The sequence below is a fragment of the Bradyrhizobium guangdongense genome, assembly GCF_004114975.1.
Classification (GTDB): domain Bacteria; phylum Pseudomonadota; class Alphaproteobacteria; order Rhizobiales; family Xanthobacteraceae; genus Bradyrhizobium; species Bradyrhizobium guangdongense.
In genome coordinates this window covers 1,906,199-1,926,660 of record NZ_CP030051.1, presented here as the reverse complement: position 1 = coordinate 1,926,660, position 20,462 = coordinate 1,906,199, and the positions used below count along the sequence as shown (strand labels likewise).

General features: G+C 64.2%; 21 protein-coding genes. 6 read left to right on the top strand and 15 right to left on the bottom strand.

Going from position 1 to position 20,462, the window contains the following annotated elements; genetic code table 11:
* Positions 1-4: 4 nt before the first annotated feature.
* From kdpB to X265_RS41935, 4 genes are all read right to left on the bottom strand, one after another.
* On the bottom strand, positions 5-2,119 hold the full coding sequence (kdpB, locus tag X265_RS09270; protein ID WP_128964541.1) for a potassium-transporting ATPase subunit KdpB: 2,115 nt from the start codon (positions 2,117-2,119) through the stop codon (positions 5-7).
* An 18-nt stretch (positions 2,120-2,137) separates the two neighbouring features.
* Positions 2,138-3,841: a potassium-transporting ATPase subunit KdpA gene (kdpA, locus tag X265_RS09265; protein WP_128964540.1), complete on the bottom strand. Its 1,704-nt coding sequence runs from the start codon at positions 3,839-3,841 to the stop codon at positions 2,138-2,140.
* 112 nt (positions 3,842-3,953) lie between these two features.
* The gene (locus X265_RS09260; RefSeq protein WP_128964539.1) at positions 3,954-4,043 is read right to left on the bottom strand and encodes a K(+)-transporting ATPase subunit F; all 90 of its coding nucleotides are present in this window, start codon (positions 4,041-4,043) and stop codon (positions 3,954-3,956) included.
* An 11-nt stretch (positions 4,044-4,054) separates the two neighbouring features.
* Positions 4,055-4,177 (bottom strand): hypothetical protein, encoded by a 123-nt coding sequence (locus tag X265_RS41935; RefSeq protein WP_283814956.1) that lies wholly within the window; start codon positions 4,175-4,177, stop codon positions 4,055-4,057.
* Positions 4,178-4,442: 265 nt separating this feature from the next.
* Between X265_RS41935 and X265_RS09250 the strand changes: the two genes are divergently transcribed.
* The 4 genes from X265_RS09250 (at position 4,443) to X265_RS09240 (ending at position 7,461) form a co-directional block, all read left to right on the top strand.
* Positions 4,443-4,910 (top strand): hypothetical protein, encoded by a 468-nt coding sequence (locus tag X265_RS09250; protein ID WP_128964538.1) that lies wholly within the window; start codon positions 4,443-4,445, stop codon positions 4,908-4,910.
* Positions 4,911-4,953: 43 nt separating this feature from the next.
* A complete protein-coding gene (locus X265_RS41930; RefSeq protein WP_283814957.1) occupies positions 4,954-5,082 on the top strand; it encodes a hypothetical protein in 129 nt (42 codons plus the stop codon).
* Positions 5,083-5,220: 138 nt separating this feature from the next.
* The gene (gene upp / locus X265_RS09245; RefSeq protein WP_128964537.1) at positions 5,221-5,856 is read left to right on the top strand and encodes a uracil phosphoribosyltransferase; all 636 of its coding nucleotides are present in this window, start codon (positions 5,221-5,223) and stop codon (positions 5,854-5,856) included.
* A 33-nt stretch (positions 5,857-5,889) separates the two neighbouring features.
* On the top strand, positions 5,890-7,461 hold the full coding sequence (locus X265_RS09240) for an AMP-binding protein (RefSeq protein WP_128964536.1): 1,572 nt from the start codon (positions 5,890-5,892) through the stop codon (positions 7,459-7,461).
* Positions 7,462-7,463: 2 nt separating this feature from the next.
* On the opposite strand, the gene X265_RS09235 is transcribed toward X265_RS09240, so the two are convergent.
* The 9 genes from X265_RS09235 to fliD all read right to left on the bottom strand — a co-directional run bounded on the left by X265_RS09235 (position 7,464) and on the right by fliD (position 15,667).
* The gene (locus X265_RS09235) at positions 7,464-8,375 is read right to left on the bottom strand and encodes a flagellin (protein ID WP_128964535.1); all 912 of its coding nucleotides are present in this window, start codon (positions 8,373-8,375) and stop codon (positions 7,464-7,466) included.
* Between the two features lie 16 nt (positions 8,376-8,391).
* Positions 8,392-10,167: a flagellar hook-associated protein FlgK gene (flgK, locus tag X265_RS09230; RefSeq protein WP_128964534.1), complete on the bottom strand. Its 1,776-nt coding sequence runs from the start codon at positions 10,165-10,167 to the stop codon at positions 8,392-8,394.
* Between the two features lie 18 nt (positions 10,168-10,185).
* A complete protein-coding gene (locus X265_RS09225) occupies positions 10,186-10,659 on the bottom strand; it encodes a flagellar protein FlgN (RefSeq protein WP_164938486.1) in 474 nt (157 codons plus the stop codon).
* 9 nt (positions 10,660-10,668) lie between these two features.
* The gene (locus X265_RS09220) at positions 10,669-10,929 is read right to left on the bottom strand and encodes a hypothetical protein (RefSeq protein WP_128964532.1); all 261 of its coding nucleotides are present in this window, start codon (positions 10,927-10,929) and stop codon (positions 10,669-10,671) included.
* Positions 10,930-10,932: 3 nt separating this feature from the next.
* Complete coding sequence (flgE, locus tag X265_RS09215) at positions 10,933-12,198, bottom strand: flagellar hook protein FlgE (RefSeq protein ID WP_128964531.1); 1,266 nt, start codon at positions 12,196-12,198, stop codon at positions 10,933-10,935.
* A 31-nt stretch (positions 12,199-12,229) separates the two neighbouring features.
* On the bottom strand, positions 12,230-12,898 hold the full coding sequence (locus tag X265_RS09210) for a flagellar hook assembly protein FlgD (protein WP_128964530.1): 669 nt from the start codon (positions 12,896-12,898) through the stop codon (positions 12,230-12,232).
* Between the two features lie 262 nt (positions 12,899-13,160).
* On the bottom strand, positions 13,161-13,433 hold the full coding sequence (locus X265_RS09205) for a hypothetical protein (protein WP_128964529.1): 273 nt from the start codon (positions 13,431-13,433) through the stop codon (positions 13,161-13,163).
* 171 nt (positions 13,434-13,604) lie between these two features.
* The gene (locus tag X265_RS09200; RefSeq protein WP_164938485.1) at positions 13,605-14,033 is read right to left on the bottom strand and encodes a flagellar export chaperone FliS; all 429 of its coding nucleotides are present in this window, start codon (positions 14,031-14,033) and stop codon (positions 13,605-13,607) included.
* Positions 14,033-15,667, bottom strand: coding sequence for a flagellar filament capping protein FliD (gene fliD, locus X265_RS09195; RefSeq protein WP_244659237.1), 1,635 nt, complete (start codon positions 15,665-15,667; stop codon positions 14,033-14,035). The genes X265_RS09200 and fliD overlap by 1 nt, the downstream gene beginning before the upstream one ends.
* Here fliD and X265_RS41260 point away from each other — a divergent pair.
* The gene (locus X265_RS41260; RefSeq protein WP_245478051.1) at positions 15,651-15,809 is read left to right on the top strand and encodes a hypothetical protein; all 159 of its coding nucleotides are present in this window, start codon (positions 15,651-15,653) and stop codon (positions 15,807-15,809) included. The two genes, fliD and X265_RS41260, sit on opposite strands and share 17 nt — an antisense overlap.
* Here X265_RS41260 and X265_RS09190 read toward each other — a convergent pair.
* Both X265_RS09190 and X265_RS09185 read right to left on the bottom strand, forming a co-directional pair.
* The gene (locus X265_RS09190) at positions 15,806-16,630 is read right to left on the bottom strand and encodes a flagellin (protein WP_128964526.1); all 825 of its coding nucleotides are present in this window, start codon (positions 16,628-16,630) and stop codon (positions 15,806-15,808) included. The two genes, X265_RS41260 and X265_RS09190, sit on opposite strands and share 4 nt — an antisense overlap.
* A 138-nt stretch (positions 16,631-16,768) precedes the next feature.
* A complete protein-coding gene (locus tag X265_RS09185; RefSeq protein WP_128964525.1) occupies positions 16,769-17,467 on the bottom strand; it encodes an RNA polymerase sigma factor in 699 nt (232 codons plus the stop codon).
* A gap of 510 nt (positions 17,468-17,977) precedes the next feature.
* Here X265_RS09185 and X265_RS09175 point away from each other — a divergent pair.
* Complete coding sequence (locus tag X265_RS09175) at positions 17,978-20,392, top strand: hypothetical protein (RefSeq protein WP_128964524.1); 2,415 nt, start codon at positions 17,978-17,980, stop codon at positions 20,390-20,392.
* The last annotated feature ends 70 nt before the right edge of the window (positions 20,393-20,462 follow it).

Below are 20,462 nucleotides of genomic sequence, written 5' to 3'. Positions count from 1 at the left end.
GGGGTTAGGCCAGGTGCAAGGCAACGACCACGAGATCGATCGCCTTGATGCCGACGAAGGGAATGACGATGCCGCCAAGGCCGTAGATGAGGAGGTTACGCCGAAGCAGCGCGCCGGCACCGACCGCACGATAGGCGACGCCCTTGAGCGCCAGCGGAATCAAGCCGATGATGATGAGCGCGTTGAAGATGATCGCCGACAGGATGGCGCTCTGCGGGCTCGACAGGTTCATGACGTTGAGCACGCCGAGCTGCGGGTAGAACGCCAGGAACATCGCCGGGATGATCGCGAAATACTTGGCGACGTCGTTGGCGATCGAGAACGTCGTGAGCGCACCGCGCGTCATCAAGAGCTGCTTGCCGATCTCCACCACCTCGATCAGCTTGGTCGGGTTGGAGTCGAGATCGACCATGTTGCCGGCCTCGCGCGCGGCCTGGGTGCCGGTGTTCATGGCAACACCGACATCGGCCTGGGCGAGCGCCGGCGCGTCGTTGGTGCCGTCGCCGCACATTGCCACCAGCTTGCCCTTGGCCTGCTCGTCGCGGATCAGCTTGAGCTTGTCCTCCGGGGTTGCCTGCGCCAGAAAGTCGTCGACGCCGGCTTCCGCGGCGATTGCGGCCGCCGTCATCGGGTTGTCGCCGGTGATCATGACGGTACGGATGCCCATGCGACGCAGCTCGGCGAAGCGCTCACGGATGCCGCCCTTGACGATGTCCTTGAGCTGGACGATGCCGAGCAGCCTGCCGTCCTTGGCGACGGCCAGCGGCGTGCCGCCGGACTTCGACACGTCGTCGGCAATGGCCTGGATCTCGCGGCCGAGCTCGGACAGGGCAGCAGGCTGTATCGCCCGCGCCGTGTTGCCGGACGCGACTGCGGTCGGAGCGCCTCCGCCGATGTAGTTGAGCATGGCATCGACCGCGCCCTTGCGCACCGACGAGCCGCCGGCATCGACACCGCTCATGCGGGTCTGCGCCGTGAACGGAAAGAAGGTTGCGCCAAGCTCCGCCATCTCGCGGCCGCGAATGCCGTATTTTTCCTTGGCGAGCACGACGATGGAACGCCCCTCCGGCGTCTCGTCGGCGAGCGAGGCCAGCTGGGCGGCATCCGCCAGCTCCTGCTCGGTCACGCCGCGCACGGGGCGGAAAGCGGTCGCCTGCCGGTTACCGAGCGTGATGGTGCCGGTCTTGTCGAGCAGCAGCGTGTCGACGTCACCGGCGGCCTCGACGGCGCGGCCGGACACCGCCAGCACATTGAAGCGCACCAGGCGGTCCATGCCGGCGATGCCGATTGCCGACAGCAGCGCGCCGATCGTGGTCGGGATCAGCGTCACGAACAGCGCGACCAGCACGATCACCGAGATCGAGCCGCCGGCATAGGCGGCGTAGCTCGGAATGGTGACGGTGGCGAACACGAAGATAATGGTGAGGCCGGCGAGCAGGATGTTGAGCGCGATCTCGTTCGGCGTCTTGGCCCGCTCGGCGCCCTCGACCAGCTTGATCATGCGGTCGATGAAGGTCGAGCCTTGCGCCGCGGTGATGCGGACTCGGATCCAGTCGGACAGAACCTGTGTGCCGCCTGTCACTGCCGAGCGATCGCCGCCGGACTCGCGGATCACGGGCGCGGATTCGCCGGTGATGGCGGCCTCGTTGACGGACGCGACGCCCTCGATCACCTCGCCGTCGGAGGGGATGGTATCGCCCGCCTCGACCAGCACGACATCGCCGACCTTCAGGCTCGTGCCCGGCACCAGCTTGAAATCCTGCCCCGAGCCGGTCAGGAGCTTGGCCTGGCTCTCGGTGCGGGTCTTGCGCAGCGAGTCGGCCTGGGCCTTGCCGCGCCCTTCGGCCACCGCTTCGGCGAAGTTGGCGAACAGCACAGTGAACCAGAGCCAGACGATGATCTGGAAGGTGAAGCCGAGATTTGCCCCGCCGGTGACGAGGTCGCGCAGGAAGATCACGGTGGTCAGGGCGGCCACGATCTCGACGACGAACATCACGGGGTTCTTGATCATCAAGCGCGGATTGAGCTTGGTGACGGATGCGCGGATCGCGGGCACGACGATCTTGGGATCGAGCATCGCCGAGACGGACGCACGCTTTTGCTGTTTCATGGCTTCCATGGAGGTCACTCCAGACAATCAGAAGAGGTTGCCGGCGTTCATCGCCAGATGTTCGACGATCGGGCCCAGCGCGAGCGCCGGGAAGAAGGTCAGGCCACCCATGATCAGGATGACGCCGACGACGAGGCCGACGAACAGGCCGCCGGTGGTCGGGAACGTGCCCATAGACGGCGGGATCGACTTCTTCTCGGCGAGCGAGCCCGCGATCGCCATGGCCGGGACGATCATAAAGAAGCGGCCGACGAACATCGCGCTTGCCAGCGTCAGGTTGTAGAAGAACGTGTTGCCGCTGAGGCCGGCGAAGGCCGAGCCGTTGTTGCCGGTGCCCGATGTGTAGGCGTAGAGCACTTCGGTGAAGCCATGCGGGCCGGCATTCGCCATGGAGGCGACGGCGGCCGGATAGACCACGCCGACCGCGGTCCAGCCGAGGATCATCAGCGGCAGCACCAGGATCGCCAGCATCGCCATCTTGACCTCGCGCGCCTCGATCTTCTTGCCGACATATTCCGGGGTGCGGCCGACCATCAGGCCTGCGACGAAGATCGCGAGAATGACGAACAGCAGCATGCCGTACATGCCGGCGCCGACGCCGCCGACGATGATTTCGCCGAGCTCGATGTTGATCAGCGGGATCATGCCGCCGAGCGCGGTGAAGCTGTCATGCATAGCATTGACCGCGCCGCAGGAGGCTGCCGTGGTGATGACGGCGAACAACGAGGAGGCAACGATGCCGAAGCGGACTTCCTTGCCCTCCATGTTGCCGCCGGCAAGCCCGAGCGCCTGAAGCATCGAGGTGCCACCGGCTTCCGCCCAATAGGTGATGGCGACACCGGTGACGAACAACACGCCCATCACGGCGAGAAGCGCCCAGCCCTGGCGCTGGTTGCCGACCATGCGGCCGAACACGTTGGTCAGTGCGGCGCCGAGCGCGAAGATCGAGATCATCTGCACGAAGTTCGACAGCGCGGTCGGGTTCTCGAAGGGGTGGGCGGCATTGGCGTTGAAGAAACCGCCGCCATTGGTGCCCAGCATCTTGATCGCGACCTGCGAGGCCACCGGGCCGACCGCGATGGTCTGCTTGGCGCCTTCGAGCGTCGTGGCCTCGACGTAATCTCCGAGCGTCTGCGGCATACCCTGCCAGACCAGGAACAGCGTGTAGACGATGCAGATCGGCAGCAGCACGTAGAGCGTACAACGTGTCACATCGACCCAGAAATTGCCGACCGTGCGCATCGATGCACGCGAGAAGCCGCGTATCAGGGCGACCGCGAGGGCAATGCCTGTCGCCGCCGACAGGAAATTCTGGTGCGTCAGGCCGAGCATCTGCACGAGATAGGACAGCGTGCTCTCGCCGCCGTAGTTCTGCCAGTTGGTGTTGGTGATGAAGGAGACCGCGGTATTGAAGGACAGATCCTCGGCCACCGCCCCCTGCCCGGCCGGATTGAACGGCAGCACGGCCTGCAGGCGCATCACGCCGTAGATGATCAGGAAGCCGCCGACATGGAACAGCAGCATGGCGACCGTGTAGGTCAGCCAGTGCTGCTCGCGCTTCTCGTCGACGCCGGAAACCCAATAGATGCCGGCCTCGATCGGGCGCAGCACCGGCGAAAGGAATGTCTTTTCGCCGTTGAACACGCGCGTCATGTACCAGCCGAGGGGCTTTGTGAGCGCGACGATGACGACGCAAAACAGAATGATCTGGAGCCAACCGGTCACGGTCATGGAATCAACCCTTCAGGCTTGGTGCCCGGCGGAGCAGCGGCAGCAGCACCACAAGCAGGCAGCCGACCAGCGCAACATCCGCCAGCAGCAATTCGACAAGCAGCAGCACGGCTCAGAACCGCTCCGGCCGCAACAGTGCATAGGTGAGGTAGATCAGGAGGCCTAACGAGACGCTGCCGGCGAGCACATAATCGAAGATCATGGTCCGCTCCGTTACAGTCGTTCGCAGACGTAAGTGTAGCCGATTGCAAGCGCGAAGAAGCCGAAGCCCAGCGCCAGCATCAGAATGTCCATCATGGAGATGCTCCTCGTTGCACCCTCTATCGGGAGCAACACTTTTCACCGACCCGGCGGAGCTCGTAGAAAGAAGCCGGGACTTTTGACCGTGCTGAAATGCCATCACGGCCATAGGTTTTCGAGACGGGGACTGTGGCGAAGTTATAGGAATTTCATAAAGGCCGGACAGCCTGCGATGCATCGCGCCCCTCGGCCTTTATGAGATTCCTATATCTGCCATCCCCTTCCCCTCTCGTTTTCAAATGGCGTCCCCGCCACCCTGAAGAGGCCGGCCGACTGACCGACGCCCCTTCCAGGAGGCTGCATGACCGCCACTCTCCCCCACTACGAGCCACCCTCCCTCAGCGAGCGCCTGCGTCACGCGCAAGGCATGACCCGACCGTTGATGCTCGAAATCATCGAAAAGGCCTGCCGCCGCTTTCCCTCGCTTGGACAGTCCGAGCGCACCGCGCGCGTCATGCGCCTGATCGACGTGGAGGCGTGGGCCGACGCGGCGCTGGCATTGCTCGAGCTCGAACTGCCGCTGTGGCACATCCGCCGCATCGCCTATGACGAAGGCGAATGGCATTGTGCGATCTCCCGTGAACGCGAGCTCCCGGATTGGCTCGACACGGCCGTCGAGGGATGCCACGGCGACCTCGCAATCGCCCTGCTGTCGGCTTTCGAGGAAGTCCAGGCCATAGGCGTAGAAGCCTCGCGGCCGAGCGTTCCCAGCGTGCGCCCTGCGGCAGATCCACTCTACGAGCCGGCGTCTTGCGAGAATTTCAGCTGAGCGAACGCCGCAACCCCATGGTCATCCGATAGTCCCGCCTGGCATGAAACTCTTCAGAGGACATTTCGAGCACGCGGTCACGATGACCATCCTGGCCATGACATTGAGCTTGGTCTGGGGCAGCATCCTGGCCATCGTGATCATGCTCGCGGCGCGCGGTCTTGGCGTCTAGACCCCACGCTTCCGCGCGATCGACCGCAAATTGACCATGGCTGCCCACGCGGCGAGCAACCGGCCAGCCACCCCGCCGCTTGCTGAAAACGCCTAGCCGATCTGGCGCATTTTCGCGGAACCGTGTTAGATCGCTTGCATGAGCACAAGCAGCGTCAACGTCGTCGCCCACCCCCTGGTCCAGCACAAGCTTTCCCTGATGCGGGAGAAGGATCGCTCGACCAAGAGCTTCCGCGAGATCCTGAACGAGGTCGGGATGCTGCTCGGCTACGAGGTGACGCGCGACCTGCCGCTGGAGCTGGTGGAGATCGAGACGCCGATCTCCCCGATGCAGGCGCCGAAGATCGCCGGCAAGAAGCTCACGCTGGCGCCGATCCTGCGCGCCGGCGTCGGCTTCCTCGACGGCATGCTGGCGCTGATGCCCTCGGCCCGCATCGCCCATATCGGGCTCTATCGCGACCCCGAGACCTTGCAGGCCGTGGAATATTACTTCAAGGCGCCGCAGGACCTGTCCGACCGCACCGTGATCCTGATGGACCCGATGCTGGCGACCGGCAATTCGGCCTGCGCCGGCGCCTCGCTGCTCAAGGACCGCGGCGCCCGCGACATCCGCTTCGTCTGCCTGCTGGCGGCGCCGGAGGGCATCGCTCAGTTCCAGAGCGAGCATCCCGACGTGCCGATCTGGACCGCCGCGATCGACGAGCGGCTCAACGATCACGGCTACATCGTGCCGGGCCTTGGCGATGCCGGCGACCGGATGTTCGGCACCAAGTAGACAGGCTGGCGCGATCGGGCTACTCCGGTTGCCATGCATGCCGACGAGGTTTCACTTCATTCGCTGATCGGATCGGACACCGCTGCCGAGCCGGCCTTCGTGTTCGACGACACGCCTGTCTCGCGCGCGGAATTCTCAGGAAAGATCGGGCAGACCGCGGCCTGGCTCGCCGCGCAGGGGATCGGCAAGGGCGACGTCGTCGCGGTCTGGCTGGTCAACCGGATCGAATGGATCGCGCTGCTGTTCGCCGCCGCCCGGCTCGGCGCGATCGTCGCCGCCGTGAATACACGCTACCGCAGCGCGGAGGTCGCGCATCTCATCAAATTGTCCGGCGCCAAGCTGCTGGTGATCGAGGCGGCGTTCCGCGCGATCGATTTCGCGGCGATCCTCGCCGACATCTCCAAAGACGAGGTGCCCGCGCTGCAGAAGCTCGCGGTGATCGGCCCGCACGCGGTATCCGCGCAATGGCCTTGCGCACGCTTCGATGCGTTCGAGAAGCCCTACCCGTCGGCACGTGCCCAAGGCGACATCGACCTGCCGGTGCTGCTCTACACCACATCGGGCACGACCAAGGGGCCCAAGCTGGTGGCGCATTCGCAGCGGACGCTGACGAGCCACGCCAACGCTGTGGCCCGCGCGCTTCGGCTCTCTCCGCAGCGCCATTCGCTGCTGGCAATGCTGCCTTTCTGCGGCACCTTCGGCATGACGAGCCTGCTCGGCTTCATCGCGGCTGGCGCGACAATCCACGTGCTCGATGCCTTCGAGGCGACGCCGGCGTCGAAGATCCTCAGCGAACACAGGATCACGCACGCCTTCGGCTCCGACGAGATGTTCCGCCGCATTCTCGCTCTCAGCGACGCGCCGCGGCCATACCCGCATCTCGAAGTCTGCGGCTTTGCCGCCTTCCAGCCCGGCTGGCGCGAGCTGGCTGCGCAGGCCGAAGCGCGCGGCCTGTCGCTGTTCGGCCTCTACGGTTCGAGCGAAGTGCAGGCGCTGTTCTCGATCGGCCGCGGCACCGACGCCTTTGCCGATCGCATCGAGGGCGGCGGCTGGCCGATGTCATCGGAGGCGAAGGTGCGCGTGCGCAACACCGAGACCGGCCAACTCGCCGCTCCCGGTGTCTCCGGCGAAATCGAGATCAGCGCGCCGTCGCGCTTCCTCGGCTATTTCAACAATCCCGATGCGACGCGCGAGGCGATCGCTGCGGATGGCTTCTTCCGCACCGGCGATATCGGCCGGCTCCGCGGCAACGGCTCATTCGTTTATGAAACCCGCGCCGGCGATGCCATGCGCCTCGGCGGCTTCCTGGTCGCGCCCGGCGAGGTCGAGGATGAGCTCAAATCCTGCGCGGGCGTTGCGGATGCGCAGGTCGTCGCCGTCGATCTGAACGGCCAGGCGCGCTGCGTGGCCTTCGTCATCCCGGCCGGCGCGCCCCCGCAGCAGGAAACGTTGCTCGCCCGCCTGCGCGAGCGGCTCGCCGGTTACAAGGTGCCGGCACGGATCTATCTCGTGGACGCCTTCCCGGTCACCGACAGCGCCAACGGCGTCAAGATCCAGCGCGCAAAGCTCCGCGCCATGGCGATCGAACGGATCGCGGCCGAATAGGCCTACTTCAGATAGCTCGCCAGATTCATGCCCAGGATCTTGGACATCGCCGAATAGGACGCGGTGAGCTGGGTCTGGTAGGTCGAGAGCTGGGCGGTGATGGCGGCGACATCGACCCCGGTGAGGTCGTTCGACAGGCTCTCGGCATAGCTCTTGTAATCGGTCTGGCGTGTGCTCGCCGCCTCGATCGAGGACGCTGAGCTGGAGAGCTTGGCCTGTACCGCGGCGGTGTCGTCGAGCGCGGTGCTCGCCAGATCGAGCGCGCTCGAAATGTCCGAGGACGATAGCGAGCTGCTGTTGGCCACGAACTTCAGCACGCGCATCACCTCCTCGAACGCCGAATTGTCGGCGTTGACCCCGTACGACACGGTGTTGTCGGTGGCGACACGCACCGAGGCGATCTCGTTACCGCCCTTGTAGTAGCTGGCATCCACCGTGGTGGTGGAGCCTGTCCCCGACGAAAAGCTGGTGAGGTCGACCGGCGCCGTGTCGGTCTTACCGCCGGCAAAGACATACTGGCCGTCATATTGGGTGTTCATCAGCGAGCCCATCTCTTGCAGCATCTGCTGTGCCGAGGAGATCACGGATGTAGTTTCAGTCGAGCTTCCGGTCGAGGCGGCGCTGAGCTGGGTGCGGAGCTGGGTGATGATGTCGGTCATCGATCCGACCGCCGAATACATCACCTGCACCTTGCTGTCGGCGAGCGTCGCCGCATCGATATAGGACTGGGCGCGGGTCACCGACACCTGGAGATTGACGACATGCTGCGCGTTCGAGCCGTAGCCGCCGAAATCGGTGGAGACGACGCCCGAGGATTCCTGGACCTGCTCGCTGGCCATCACCGATTCCACGCGCATCGCGTCGGCGATCATCTGGCTCGACTGGGCGAAGGTGGCGATCCGCATCGCGACCATGGGCCTGCTCCCCGCGTTACGACGACTGCACGGCGGTGATCAGCGCCGAGTACATCGTGTTGATCGCCGAGATCAGCGCGGACGCCGCCGAGTACTGGTTCTGTAGCGTGCTCAGATTGGCCGATTCCTCGTCGAGGTTGACGCCCGACTGCGACGACAGCGAGCTTGCATAGGTCGATTGCGCGGTCTCCTTGGCGGTGTAATTGGTCGAGGCCTGCGAGGACTTGCTCGCAACGTCGGCGACGATAGTCGAGGCGTAGTCGGCGAACGACCCGGTGGTGGCAGCGAGACCTCCGGTGGAGGAAAACGTCCGGGACGCAGTCAATGCGCTGTAGAGCGCATTGACTGTGGTCGCCGACCCCGATGTCAGCACGCTGTTGCCGGCGGTGAGGCTCGATGAGGAATTCAGCGTGGCGAGCTGCAGCCCCTTGGTGCCGGTCAGAATACTGCTGTCGACCGCGATATCCGATGCACTGGTTCCGGTCATGAGGTCGTTGAGGCCGAAATAGCTCGAAAACCCCTCGTTCGAGCTTCCCACCGAGCTCGTCATCTCGTTGATGGCGATGCCATTGCCCGAAGCGGTCGCCGAGATCGAGAGATGGCCGTTCGCATCGATTGAGGCCGACATCCCGGAGATGCCATTGATGGCCGTCACGAGATCGCCGACGGTCGAATAGGACGACAAATCGAGATCGCCGTATGAGACCAGATTTCCGCTCTGGTCGGTGACAGCAAGGCGCACCGTACCGGTGGCGGACAGCGCCGTGCCGCTGGTAACGCTGGTCGTTCCGGTTAGGCTCGTCGGCGCCGGCACCGAGGAGGCGCTGTTCGAGACGGTGTTGACCGCCGAGGCAAGCTGGCTCGCGAGCTGATCGAGCTGCGATTGCGCCGCCGGCAGGGTCTTGTCGCGGAGAGTGACGAGCGCGCCAATGTCGCCGCCAGTGATCTGCGACGTGATGTCGACACCGTTCACCGAGATCGCGCTGAAGCCGCTCGACGAGGAGCCCGCCGTGTAGGTCGTCGACGGCGACACGTTGGCCGCAGCCGCATAGCTGATCTTGTGCGCGGACGAGTCGACCAGCGCCTGCCCGGTCGTGGTGTAGACCTGGAGATCGCCGTTCGAGGCGGTGTAGTAGCTGACGTTCATCTTGGAGGCGACGTCCTGGAGCGCGGTGTTGCGCTGGTCCTCCAGGTCGGCCGTCGACTGGCCGGCCGCGGCCGTCTGCTTGATCTCGGCGTTCAGATCCGAAATGTTCTGCAGGTCCGTGTTGACGTCGTCGATCGAGGACGCGATGTCCTGGTCGGCATTGGAGCGGAGCTTCTGGATCCCGCTCGAGGTCTCCCGCAACTGGCTGGTGACGTCGTCGAGCGCGCTGACGACGTTGGATTGCAGCGAGGCGCTGCTCGGCGTGCTCGCCAGCGACGACAGAGCCGATTCCAGCGAAGCGATGCTGTTGGCGAGCGACGTTCCGGTTGACGAGCTGCTGGTGCTGCTGGTCGAGCCGTAGAGCTTTTCCAGCGACGTCAGATAGGTATTGGTCGTGTCGGCCGCACCGAGATCGGAATCCGCACTGACCAGCGACTTCAGCAGCAGCTTGTCGACCGTCGAGGTGATGCCCGTCACGGTGACGCCGGTACCGACGCCGTTGGTGACGCTGCTCGACTGGTTCGCGGTTTTTTTGGTGTAGCCCGTCGTGTCGGCGTTCGAGATGTTCGACGACGTGACGCTGATCTGCACCGACGTAGACGACAGGCCGCTGAAAGCGATCGATCGTGCGATATCGAGCGACACGGAGGCCTCCCCTGCTCTTCAGGCGCTGCGGCTGGTGCCGCTGGAGACGGCGCGCGCGGAAACGCGGCCCGAGGCGCCATAGGGCGTCACGGCGGCGATCTGCTCACGGATCGCCTGCATGACCGCCTCGATCCGTCGGTTGCTGGCCTCGATCGCGGCCCGCAGACGCACCAGGTTCTCGTCCATGGCGGCGCGCAGCTTCAGGATCCGGTCCAGCAGCTGCTCGCGCAGGATCCGGTCCCGCACGTTCAGCGTGGTCGTGCCGGCCGCGCACTCGGCGACCGTACGCTCGAAAATCTCTGCCAGGCGGTTCTTCTCATCGACCTGCTTCAGCCGCGAGGCCGGCAGGCCCTTGGCGAGCTCGGCGTTCTCTTCCGCGATCAGCGCGATCAGGACGTCGATCAGCGCGATCAGCGACTTGATCCGCGCATCGCCGGTTGCGGCGCCGGCTTTGGTGGCTTGGCTATTGGCTTGGGCTACACTCATGATCATCGCCTTCTTCTAATTGTGCCGCTTGCCGCGACGGGCTTGCGCGTTGCGCAAGTATGTGCCGATCGCGGTCGTCCTGACGGTCGCCTGTCTCATTTCGCTGTCGACATCAGCGCATTCCTTCAGCAGACCGCGCCGCGTCGTCTCGAGATCGTCGAGCAGCGCAACGATTTGCTTGCGATCGATCTCCGCGACGGTTGCGGCCCGCGCGACCAGTCGTTGCAGCCGGCGCAGCAGCGCTTCTCCGGCGGCGCTCGCCTTGTCGCGACGCATCGCTCACCTCATCGCCGAGATCAGGGTGTCGTACATCTTGTTGACGGTGGAGATGACCTGGGACGCAGCCGAATAGGCTTGCTGCGCGGAGATCATGCTCGAGAACTGGCTGGAGGTGTCGGTGGTCGAGGATTCCAGCTCGCTGCCGTAGATCGTGCCCGCACCGTTCTCGCCGGAGGCCTGCAGCGCGGCGCTCCCCGAGGTGACCGTCGCGGAATAGAGACCGTCGCTGGCGGCGGATAGTCCGGTGGGGTCGGCAAAGGTCGCCACCGCGATCTTGTAGATCGCGATGGTCTGGCCGTTGGAATAGGTGGCGTCGACCACGCCGTTCTTGCCGATCGAAATGCTGGAGAGCTTGCCGTAGGACAGGCCGTCCGAGGAGATGCTGGTGACGTTGACCGTCGGCGTCGTCTCGCCCGAGGCGTATTGCGTCAGACCGTCGGTCTTGCCGGCGGTGCCGAGATTCATCGTAATCGTGCTGTCGGTCGCGCCATCGGTCCAGCCCGTGACTTTGACGGTCGCGGGACTTGGGCTGGTGCTGGCAAGCGAGCCGTCGCTGTTGAAGGTGATGGCGACCGAGCCCGAGGCCGTGCCGGTCGCGGTGGTGGTATCCGAGGTCGAGGTCGGATTGGCGAAGCTCGCGCTCCAGGTGTTGGTCCCGGTCTTGGTCCAGGTCACCTGCATCGAGTTCGCAGCGCCGAGCGAATCGTAGACGGTCATCGAGCTGGTGTAGGTGTCGCCGGTGGCGGCATCCGATGGCAGGTTGGCCGCAATCGTGGTCTTGGTAGTGGCGCTGCCACTGGTGGAGGCGATCTCTGTGTTGATGGCCTGGAGATTGCTCGCCGATTCATTGCCGACGACGTTGCCGTCCGCATCGGTGCGCCAGCCCTCGAGATAGCTGCCGTTGTTCTCGAGATAGCCCGCATTGTCGGTCGAGAAGGCGCCGTTGCGGGTGTAGGAGGTGGTGCCGCCCGACGTCGCGCTGGTGACGACGAAGAAGCCCGAGCCCTGGATCGCAACGTCGGTGGCGTTGGAGGTCGAGGCCAGCAGGCCCTGCTGGGTGATGTTGGCGCGGCCCGAGACCATGACGCCGCCCGAGGCATAGGACGTCGCGTTGCTCGAGGCGGTGACGAGGTCGTCGAACATCGCCGACGTCGTCTTGTAGCCGGTCGTAGAGGAATTGGCGATGTTGTCGCTGATCATGGACAGCGACTGGCTCTGCGCGCTGAGCGCGGAGATCGCCGAAGAAAGGGCACCAGTGAGACTCATGATGAAACTCCGAGGAGATCTGGACGCGGGATCAGGACGTGACGCCGATGATGTTGGAAGCGCTGACGGAGACGCCGTTCACCGTGAGCGAGGGCGTGGACGTCGAGGTGTCGATGCCGGTCACGGTACCGGTGACAGTCGTGTAATTGAGGACCGAGTTGCCGGCGCTGTCCGTCGCGGTGACCGAGATCGTGTACTGGCCGCCGTCAGCGAGCTGGGTGCCACTGGAATTCTTGCCGTCCCAGGTGAAGGTGTTGGAACCGGAATTGCCGGTCCCGGCGCCGGTGTAGACCGTGTTGCCCGAAGAATCCTTGACGGTGATCGAAACGTCGGAGGCCGCCGATGACAGCGAGTAGCCGAACGTCGCCGAGCCGTTGCTCAAGGTCGAGGTGTCGGTCTTCGCCTCGACGGTGTGGCCGATATAGTTGACCGAGTTCAGCGTCACGAGGCTCGAGAACGAGCTCGCGAGCGAGGTCAGACTGGAGTTGATCGACTGCTGGGAGCTGAAATTGGCGTAGGAGGTGAGCTGATTGACGAGGTCGGTCGTCGATGTCGCATTCAGCGGATCCTGGTTCTGGAGCTCGCTGACGAGCAGGCTCAGGAAATCGCTGGACGTCAGCGTTGAGCTGGAGGAGGTGCTCGACGATGACGACGTCGCCGTGCTCGCGGTCGTTGCAGAACTCACTGCGGAAACTGTCATCAGGAACTCCGACCTTCCGGCGCGGCCGGCGAGACGGATGCCGGTCAGCGCGCTTGAAATCTGTGTGCTGATGAAACGCGGAGGCGCGCGGATTCAGGCGCGGATTCGCCGCTGCGATAAACCTTTCGATTTGGCAAAATCTGCCGCGTGCGCAGTGAGAGGCTATCTCGAGCCGATTTGCAGCGGCGATGGAGGCGTGCCCTCTCGCCCTGCTTGCGGGAGGGGTGAAGAGGCGCACATCAAAGTACAGAAGAAGAGCCGTTCAGCTCTCCGCCGTCTCGCCTTCGGTGCGCGGCTCTGCGGTGTCGCTCTTCATTTTCGCTGCCGCCGCCGCAATGCGATCAGTGAGGCCTTCGGGCGCTCGCACCGGGGGAGCGGCGAGGGCCTGGCGCAGAGCGCGCATCTCCTCCAGTAAGGCCTGGGCGGCGGAGGAATGCTTCAGCAGCTCTTCGGCGGGCAAGCGCCGGTCGTCGGGCCAGAGGGAGAGATCCTCGCCCAGCCGATCGATCAGTTGCTCAAACTCGGTGACGTCCATCGCCCGCCGATCCCGCCTCGGTCAGGCCGTCATAAAGCATTGCAAGTGGGGCGGAAACGGGTTTCCGACGTCCGCGTGGGCCAAAACCACCCGGAGCACTACGGAAACAGGCCCAAACGGCGGGACAGGCGATCGCGCGGAGGGTTCGCGGGCCCCGATGCCCCTCGCATTTCAGCCCATGCGGGCCGAATCAGCCGGCGCGGGCTTGCCGGCCCGCACTGTTGCGTCCACATACTCCCAGGCCTCCCGCAGCTCGGTGAGAGCCGCAATGATCCGCCGAAAACTCTCGCGGACGTGCGGCCGTCCGAACGCCCTGTGGCTCGCCACGATCACGCTGTTGTAGGTCTGGAACAGCCTCTCGGCGACCGCCCCGCCCCTGGTGAAGTCGAGATTGTGGCTGAGCCCGCGCAGGATCGCGGTCGCCTTCAGCAGATATTCGTGCCCCTCCTCGAAGCGCCGCGCTTCCTGCGCCGCCAGCGATTTCTGGAGGAAGGTGATCGCGCCGCCGAGCAGCATCGAGACCGCCTTCAGCGGCGGCACGCTGGTAGCCGCGCCCCGATAGGCCTGATTGGCCATGTACGCCATCGGATTATGCATCATCAACCACTCGAGCTGGAGTTAAGCAGGGCCTTGAGATAGGTGAGCGTGTTGTTCGCGCTCGTGATCGCGGCCTGGTAATTCGCGTATTGGGTCTGGAGCTGCGACTGGTAGGCGGACGCCGCGCTGTCGATGTCGTCGACCTTCTGCTGAAGCTCGGTGTCGCGATCGGTCAGGTTCGTAATCAGCGTCTGCAGCGAGCCGGAACTCGACGAATAGCTCTTGGACAGCTGATAGAGCTGCGTGGCGATGCCTGATGTCGAAGTCACGGTGATCGATTGCGACGTCGATCCCGAATAGCTGAAGGCCATGCCGGCATAGGCCGTTCCGGCGGTACCGATGATCGTGGTGCCGCTGACCGTAAACAGAGAGGAATCGCCCCCGACCGAGGCGGAGGTGAGATTCCCGGACGAATCCACTGTCAAGTCCAGCGTGAAGGATTGTGGAGAGGTGCCGGTGTTGACGACGCTGAGCTGGCTCGACGAGGTCTTGGTCTGCGCCGACAACAGCGTGGTGACGCCGCTCAGATTGGTGCTGAGAACGTTTGACAGCGTCGAGGTGTCGAGCTCGAGCTCGTTCTTCTCGTTGAAGGACAGACCGAGGTCGGCCATGGTGAGCCCGCCCACGGTGCTGTTGAGCGCGTTCTGGAGCGAATCCATGATATCGCGCATGGTGCCGTCGCCGAACAGCACCGCGCTCGTATCCGCCGTGCCGTCCGAGGCCGTCGCCTGTTGCGCGATCACCGCGTCGCGGAACGTGTTGTAGTTGGTGACGAGGTTCTGCACCGCCGTCGAGATCTGGCTGGTGTCTGGCTCGATGCTGATGCTGAGCGATGCTCCTCTGGGCGTTGCCTGCAGCAGGTTGAAGGTCACGCCGGTCAACACGTCGGTGATGTCATTGGTATCCCGCGTCATCGAGATGCCATCGAGTGAGAATTTCGCCGCCTGCGATGTCTGCAGCACGTCGGCGAACGCACCGGTGCTGTCGGTCACGCCCAGCTTGTTCAGGATGTCGTCGCCTGATGTGCTGGAATAGCTGATGTCGGCGGCATCCTCGGTGCCCGACAGCACCATCTCGTACGACCCGCTCGACACCTGGACGATCGAGGCCTGCACGTTCGTGGTCGAGGTCTGGGCATTGATGGCGTCGACAACGTCCTGAAGCGACATCGTGCTTGTGACCGTGATATCTGCGGTGCTGCCGCTGCCGAGACCCAGCGAGAACGTGCCGGAATAGCCGAGCGCGCTGGTCTGGCTCGACTGCGAGGTTCCGACCACCTTCTGCGCCGTCGCGACCTGGCTGATCGTCAGCGTGTGGTCGCCGGTCGCCGCGCCGTTGCTGACTGACATCGAGAGCGCGGAGGACGCGCTGACGTCGCCGGTCGAGCTGATGGTCGCCGAGCGCGTGGCGAAGACGTTTGTGGCGAGCGAATTGACGACAGCCGTCGCGAGCGAGGATAGTCCGCTCGACAGCGTCGAGAGGTCCGTCTGGAGCGTCTGGTAGGCCGAGATCTTGGCCTCGTTGTTGGTAATGGTGGTCGAGATCGTCGTCGCCTGGGTGAGCTTGGCGTTCACCGCTGCGGTGATCAGCGCGCTCCAATCGACGCTGGACGACGTCGTGGTGCCGGTCGTGGTCACGGTGGCGGCGCTCGACGTGCTCGAGCTGGTCGACGCGGTGCTGGTGCTCGAACTGACTGACGTCACTGTGCTGCTGGATCCATCGCGAGGAGGACCGGACCGGCGTCACGCCGGCCCGGAAATCGTCAAGCCGGGCGCTTAGCCGAGCAGCTTGAGCAGATATTGCGGCATCTGGTTCGCCGCGGATTCGGCCGAGACCGCAGCCTGGGTCTTCACCTCGGCCGAGGACAGCGTGGCCTGCTCCGACGCGATATCGACGTCCTTGATCGCCGAATTCGCCGATTGCAGGTTCTGGGTCTGGGTCGAGATCGAATCGGACGAGAAGTTGAACCGCGATTCCTGCGCGCCGATGCTGGCGCGGGCGGCGGAAACCGTATCGATCGCGGTGTCCAGCACACTGAGCGCCGAGGTCGCGTCGGACAGCGAGCTGACGTCGAGCGAGGACACGCCGAGCGAAGACGACGTCAGGCTGGCGAGCTTGATCGTGATCGTGTCGGAGCCGGAGGAGCCGACCAGCACCGAGACACCCGAGGAGAACACGCTCGAGCCGTCCAGCAGGCTCTGGCTGGAATAGCGCGTGCCGGTCGAGATCGAATCGATTTCGCTCGTAAGCTGCGAGAATTCCGAGTTGATGTAGGCGCGGCTGGAGTCGGTCGTGGTGCCCGACGCGGACTCCGAAGCCAGCGACTTCATGCGGGCCAGGATGTCCGAGATGTTGGAGGCGCCGCCGTCGGCCGTCTGCAGGATCGCGGTCGCTTGCGAGGAGTTGGTTGCGGCCTGCTGCAGCGTGGTGACGTCCGACGAGATGCGGGTCGAGATCGCGAGGCCCGCCGCGTCGTCCGAGGCCGAGGTGATGCGCGAGCCGCTCGACAGCTTGGCGAGCGCGCTGCTCTCCTGCGCGGAATTGATGTTGAGGTAGCGGACCGCGGAGTTGGCCGCGGTATTGGTGGAGATTGCAGGCATTGGAAACTCCTGTGCTGATGGGCATTGCGTGCCGCATCGAAGACGATTGACGACGCGGACCGCAGCCCCGTCCGTTCGCTCAAACGGTGGAGCGCAAGGAGATCAGGCGCGAAAATTCTCGCGAGCGGGATTTTATGGTTAGCAATCGGTAAAGGCGGTGCGAATGTCGCGCTCGTGCTTGCGCAGCAGCTGACGCAGCTGCTGGCGCCCACGTTTGAGCAGGGACTCCACCGCCGCCACCGTGGTGTCCATCACCTGGGCGATCTCGCCGTTGCTCATGTTCTCGTGGTAAGAGAAGATCACTGCGATGCGTTGCTGCTCGGGCAGCCGCTGCATCGCGAGCTCGAGCATATGATTCATCTCGTTGCGCTCGATGATCTCGACGGCGCCGGGCTGGCCATCGGCAACCTCAGGCACCGTCTCGACATTCTCGTTGCGCGGCTTGCGGCGCAGATCGATGCAGCGGTTGGAGATGACGCGATAGAGCCAGGTCGAGAATTTGGCGCGGCCGTGCTGCCAGCGGCCGCGATGGCTCCAGACCTTGAGCATGGTGTCCTGCACCACGTCCTCGGCATCCGCGGCATTGCCGACGATGCGCAGCGCGATTGCGTAGGCACGATCGATGTGACGCTCGACCAGCATGCGGAAAGCGGCTTCGTCGCCGAGCGCAAGCTTGTCCAGAAGCTCGCTGTCCTCGTCGTAGACCACATCGGCAGCATCGGGCGTGCTGTCCGGCGCCAGCGGCACCGACGGTGTCACGGACACGATCCCGTCAGCCGGTAGCGCCGTCGTGATCTCGGCCTCCGCGGGAGTCCAGACATCGGCCGCGTAACTCATCCCGCAATCTCCAACCCGCAATGCCGGCGCACATGCCACACGGCTTCCAGGCGTTGAACGCGGCTCCAAAACAATCCAGGCGAAGAATTTTTGTTATTTTTCAAAATGTTAGCCGGTATGTTTTGCCGAGTATCGGGCAATAATTGCCGGGCGCGCGATCCCCTCGCGCATCGCACCGGCAATCATCACATCGTCTCGCGCCATGGCGGATCAATCATCCTGAGCAGATGTCGTTGAGAGAAAACGCTGACATTACGCGGCACTAGGTGATCAAACGCGATGCGCGCGAAGCGCACCAGGAAGCGATTGTTTCCGAGTGTGAATGAACGCGAGACGTTTCACGCACTCGGCAATTTTTTCCGAATCACCTTTTTCGAACCTAGCGATTTTTTTGAATCTGTCAGTCGCGACGAGCGCGTTTTTGAATCGCGCGCGAGTTTTTTTCGCGTGCATGCCGCCTGACTTGGTGAGGATGCACGTTAATTGATCTGATTGGCGGGGACTGTGCACATGACGATCGCAACGGCCGGCGCGCAGCGGCGCGCGCAAATTGTTTCTGCCTGGTCGTTCGATGTTTTCGATACATTTCTGCTGCGCGCCTGCACGACGCCGGATGGCGTATTTGAAAGGACTTACGAGCTCTCCGGCATTTCACGGACATGTCCTGATGTTTCCGCAAGTTTCGTTCAGCATCGTATCCAGGCCGAAGCACGCGCGCGAAGAACCGCGAAGCAGACGCGCGGCACGGGCGAAGTTCGCATCGATGAAATCTATTCCGGCTTTCCGTTCAGGCTGTTCGGCCTTGCGCGGCATCATCTGACCGATCTCATCGAATCGGAATTTGCAGCCGAGCTCGAGCTCTGTCGCGCTAATCCGGACATGGTCGGGAAATATCTGGACATGAAACGTGCCGGGCATCCCGTCGGGTTCATCTCCGACACCTATTGGGATTCTGATCGGCTGGCGCGGCTGCTGCGCGCGTGCTGCCCCGGACTGAGCTGGGACTTCCTCTACGCCTCCTGCGACCACGGCAGCGGCAAGGGCGAAGCGCTGTTCGCAAAATATCTGTCAGAGCAGGCGATCGATGCCGGCGCCTCCTTCCACGTCGGCGACAACGACAGGGCGGATGTCAGGGGCGCGAAGCGCCACGGCATTCGTCCGCGTTATTATCCGCAGGCGACGCCGCAGCTGGCTTCCAAGTTCCAGCGCGAGACGGCGCTGTTCGAATTGCTGTGCGGCGGTGCGCCGTCCAGGCTCGATCACGGCGCGCGGACCTTGCGGCGCGTGGTCGCCGCGCGCAGCGCCGAGAAGTCTCCGGCCTCTCATCTCGGCATGACCGTGCTCGGCCCTGTCATGACGGCCTTCGACGCCTTCATCGCCCGGCGGTGCCAGGAGGTCGCGGGCCCCGGCCGAAAAGTCGCCCTCGCCTTCCTCGGTCGCGACGGCTTCTTGCCGCACCGGATCTGGCAGGAATTGCACGGCGCCATATCGGCCTACCTCGAGATCAACCGGCGCGTCAGCCTGATCGCCTCGGCCGACACCATGCAGCCGCTCATCGACCTTCTCAGCAAGGTGTTGAAGATCGACGCGCCGACATTCGGCGACATGATGAAGTTCCTGCCGCGGAAAGTCGCTTTGTTCTTCGCGGGGTATCCCAATGGAATAGCGCCGGGCGAGGATCTCGCCAAAGCGCTGCCGGAACTGATGGATGCCAACGAGATTGTCGGCCTCGCTGCGGATTTACGCACACGGCTGCTGGCTTATCTGCGTCACACCGTCCCTGAGTTCGACTCTTGTACCGACCTCGTGCTCGCGGACCTCGGTTATTCCGGCAGCGTGCAGAAGGCGCTGCGCCGCGTCTTCGAGATGGAGGGCATCAGGATCCGCCTCCATGGCACCTATCTGCTCTCGCTCGACGATGCTTTCGACGATATTGCCGAAGAAGACAGCGCGGAAGGCTTCATCTCCGATCTCGTGGTGACGCCGCATATCAAGCGCATGCTGATCCGCAATGTCGCACTGCTGGAGCAGATCTGCTGCTCCGCCGATGGCTCGGTCCGGGACTATGACAATGGCCGGGTGCTGCGCGAGATCAATCCGCGCCCCGCCAGCCAGGTCGCGCTTGCCGCGGAAATTCAGGCAGGCAGCATCGCCTTTGCGAAGAGTGCCGGCGATGCCGCGCTCGACTTGCGTCTCGATCCCTACACGGCGCCCGACGTGGCGGCGCGCTGGTGCGCGGCGACGTTGGCACGTTTGCTGTTGCTGCCTGACGAGGACGAACTGGCGCTGCTCGGCGGATTGAAGCACGACGTCAATCTCGGCACGCATGCGCTGGCTCCGATGATCGACAGCGACTTCGTCCGCCGGCAGATCACCGCCCGGGGCGTCTCCGCCGCCTGCACGTCGGCGGCACCGCCGATGTGGCTTGCCGGCAGCTTTGCAAGCCTGTCGCCATCGAACGCCTATCTCTACGCGCTGTTCGGCGCCAACCGTCTGCCCGCTGATGTCTTCGAGGAGAGCCCCTGCGGCCAGGTCCAGGTCGGGTTGTTCCGCACCGACGCCGAAGCGACGCTGGAAACCGCAACCCTCTACCGCACCGGCCTCGGCGAGCTGCGCTTGCGTATTCCGGTCTCGCGCGCCATGGGCATCACCATGATCGCGCTGCCGCTGCCGAAATTTGCTCCCGAAGGCCTGCTTCTTGGCGTAACCATCCAATCCGCCGACGACGTCAGCGACGCAGCCGAGAGCCAGGAGGTGGTCGACATCCCCGAGGAAAGCCTGGTCTATGCCGGCATGCAGCGGACCGGCTCGCATTATCGTGTCGAGACCGAAGATGCCTGCCTGCTGATTCCGACGGTTCCGATGACGCAGGATATCGCGATCTATTCGGTCGCGATCAACCCGCTCGGCTCCTGCCTCAAATAGTGCGCCTGATCGCACCGTCCCGGCCGTTCAAATCCAAGGGCTGGCCCGAGGGCCGGGCGGTGACGCGAGG

What these genes read in the sequence shown, in the direction of transcription:
- kdpB (WP_128964541.1), bottom strand. Translation starts at nt 2,119, where the DNA reads ATGGAAGCCATGAAACAGCAAAAGCGTGCGTCCGTCTCGGCGATGCTC.
- kdpA (WP_128964540.1), bottom strand. Translation starts at nt 3,841, where the DNA reads ATGACCGTGACCGGTTGGCTCCAGATCATTCTGTTTTGCGTCGTCATC.
- X265_RS09260 (WP_128964539.1), bottom strand. Translation starts at nt 4,043, where the DNA reads ATGATCTTCGATTATGTGCTCGCCGGCAGCGTCTCGTTAGGCCTCCTG.
- X265_RS09250 (WP_128964538.1), top strand. Translation starts at nt 4,443, where the DNA reads ATGACCGCCACTCTCCCCCACTACGAGCCACCCTCCCTCAGCGAGCGC.
- X265_RS41930 (WP_283814957.1), top strand. Translation starts at nt 4,954, where the DNA reads ATGAAACTCTTCAGAGGACATTTCGAGCACGCGGTCACGATGACCATC.
- upp (WP_128964537.1), top strand. Translation starts at nt 5,221, where the DNA reads ATGAGCACAAGCAGCGTCAACGTCGTCGCCCACCCCCTGGTCCAGCAC.
- X265_RS09240 (WP_128964536.1), top strand. Translation starts at nt 5,890, where the DNA reads ATGCATGCCGACGAGGTTTCACTTCATTCGCTGATCGGATCGGACACC.
- X265_RS09235 (WP_128964535.1), bottom strand. Translation starts at nt 8,375, where the DNA reads ATGGTCGCGATGCGGATCGCCACCTTCGCCCAGTCGAGCCAGATGATC.
- X265_RS09225 (WP_164938486.1), bottom strand. Translation starts at nt 10,659, where the DNA reads ATGATCATGAGTGTAGCCCAAGCCAATAGCCAAGCCACCAAAGCCGGC.
- X265_RS09220 (WP_128964532.1), bottom strand. Translation starts at nt 10,929, where the DNA reads ATGCGTCGCGACAAGGCGAGCGCCGCCGGAGAAGCGCTGCTGCGCCGG.
- flgE (WP_128964531.1), bottom strand. Translation starts at nt 12,198, where the DNA reads ATGAGTCTCACTGGTGCCCTTTCTTCGGCGATCTCCGCGCTCAGCGCG.
- X265_RS09210 (WP_128964530.1), bottom strand. Translation starts at nt 12,898, where the DNA reads ATGACAGTTTCCGCAGTGAGTTCTGCAACGACCGCGAGCACGGCGACG.
- X265_RS09205 (WP_128964529.1), bottom strand. Translation starts at nt 13,433, where the DNA reads ATGGACGTCACCGAGTTTGAGCAACTGATCGATCGGCTGGGCGAGGAT.
- X265_RS09200 (WP_164938485.1), bottom strand. Translation starts at nt 14,033, where the DNA reads ATGATGCATAATCCGATGGCGTACATGGCCAATCAGGCCTATCGGGGC.
- X265_RS09190 (WP_128964526.1), bottom strand. Translation starts at nt 16,630, where the DNA reads ATGCCTGCAATCTCCACCAATACCGCGGCCAACTCCGCGGTCCGCTAC.
- X265_RS09185 (WP_128964525.1), bottom strand. Translation starts at nt 17,467, where the DNA reads ATGAGTTACGCGGCCGATGTCTGGACTCCCGCGGAGGCCGAGATCACG.
- X265_RS09175 (WP_128964524.1), top strand. Translation starts at nt 17,978, where the DNA reads ATGACGATCGCAACGGCCGGCGCGCAGCGGCGCGCGCAAATTGTTTCT.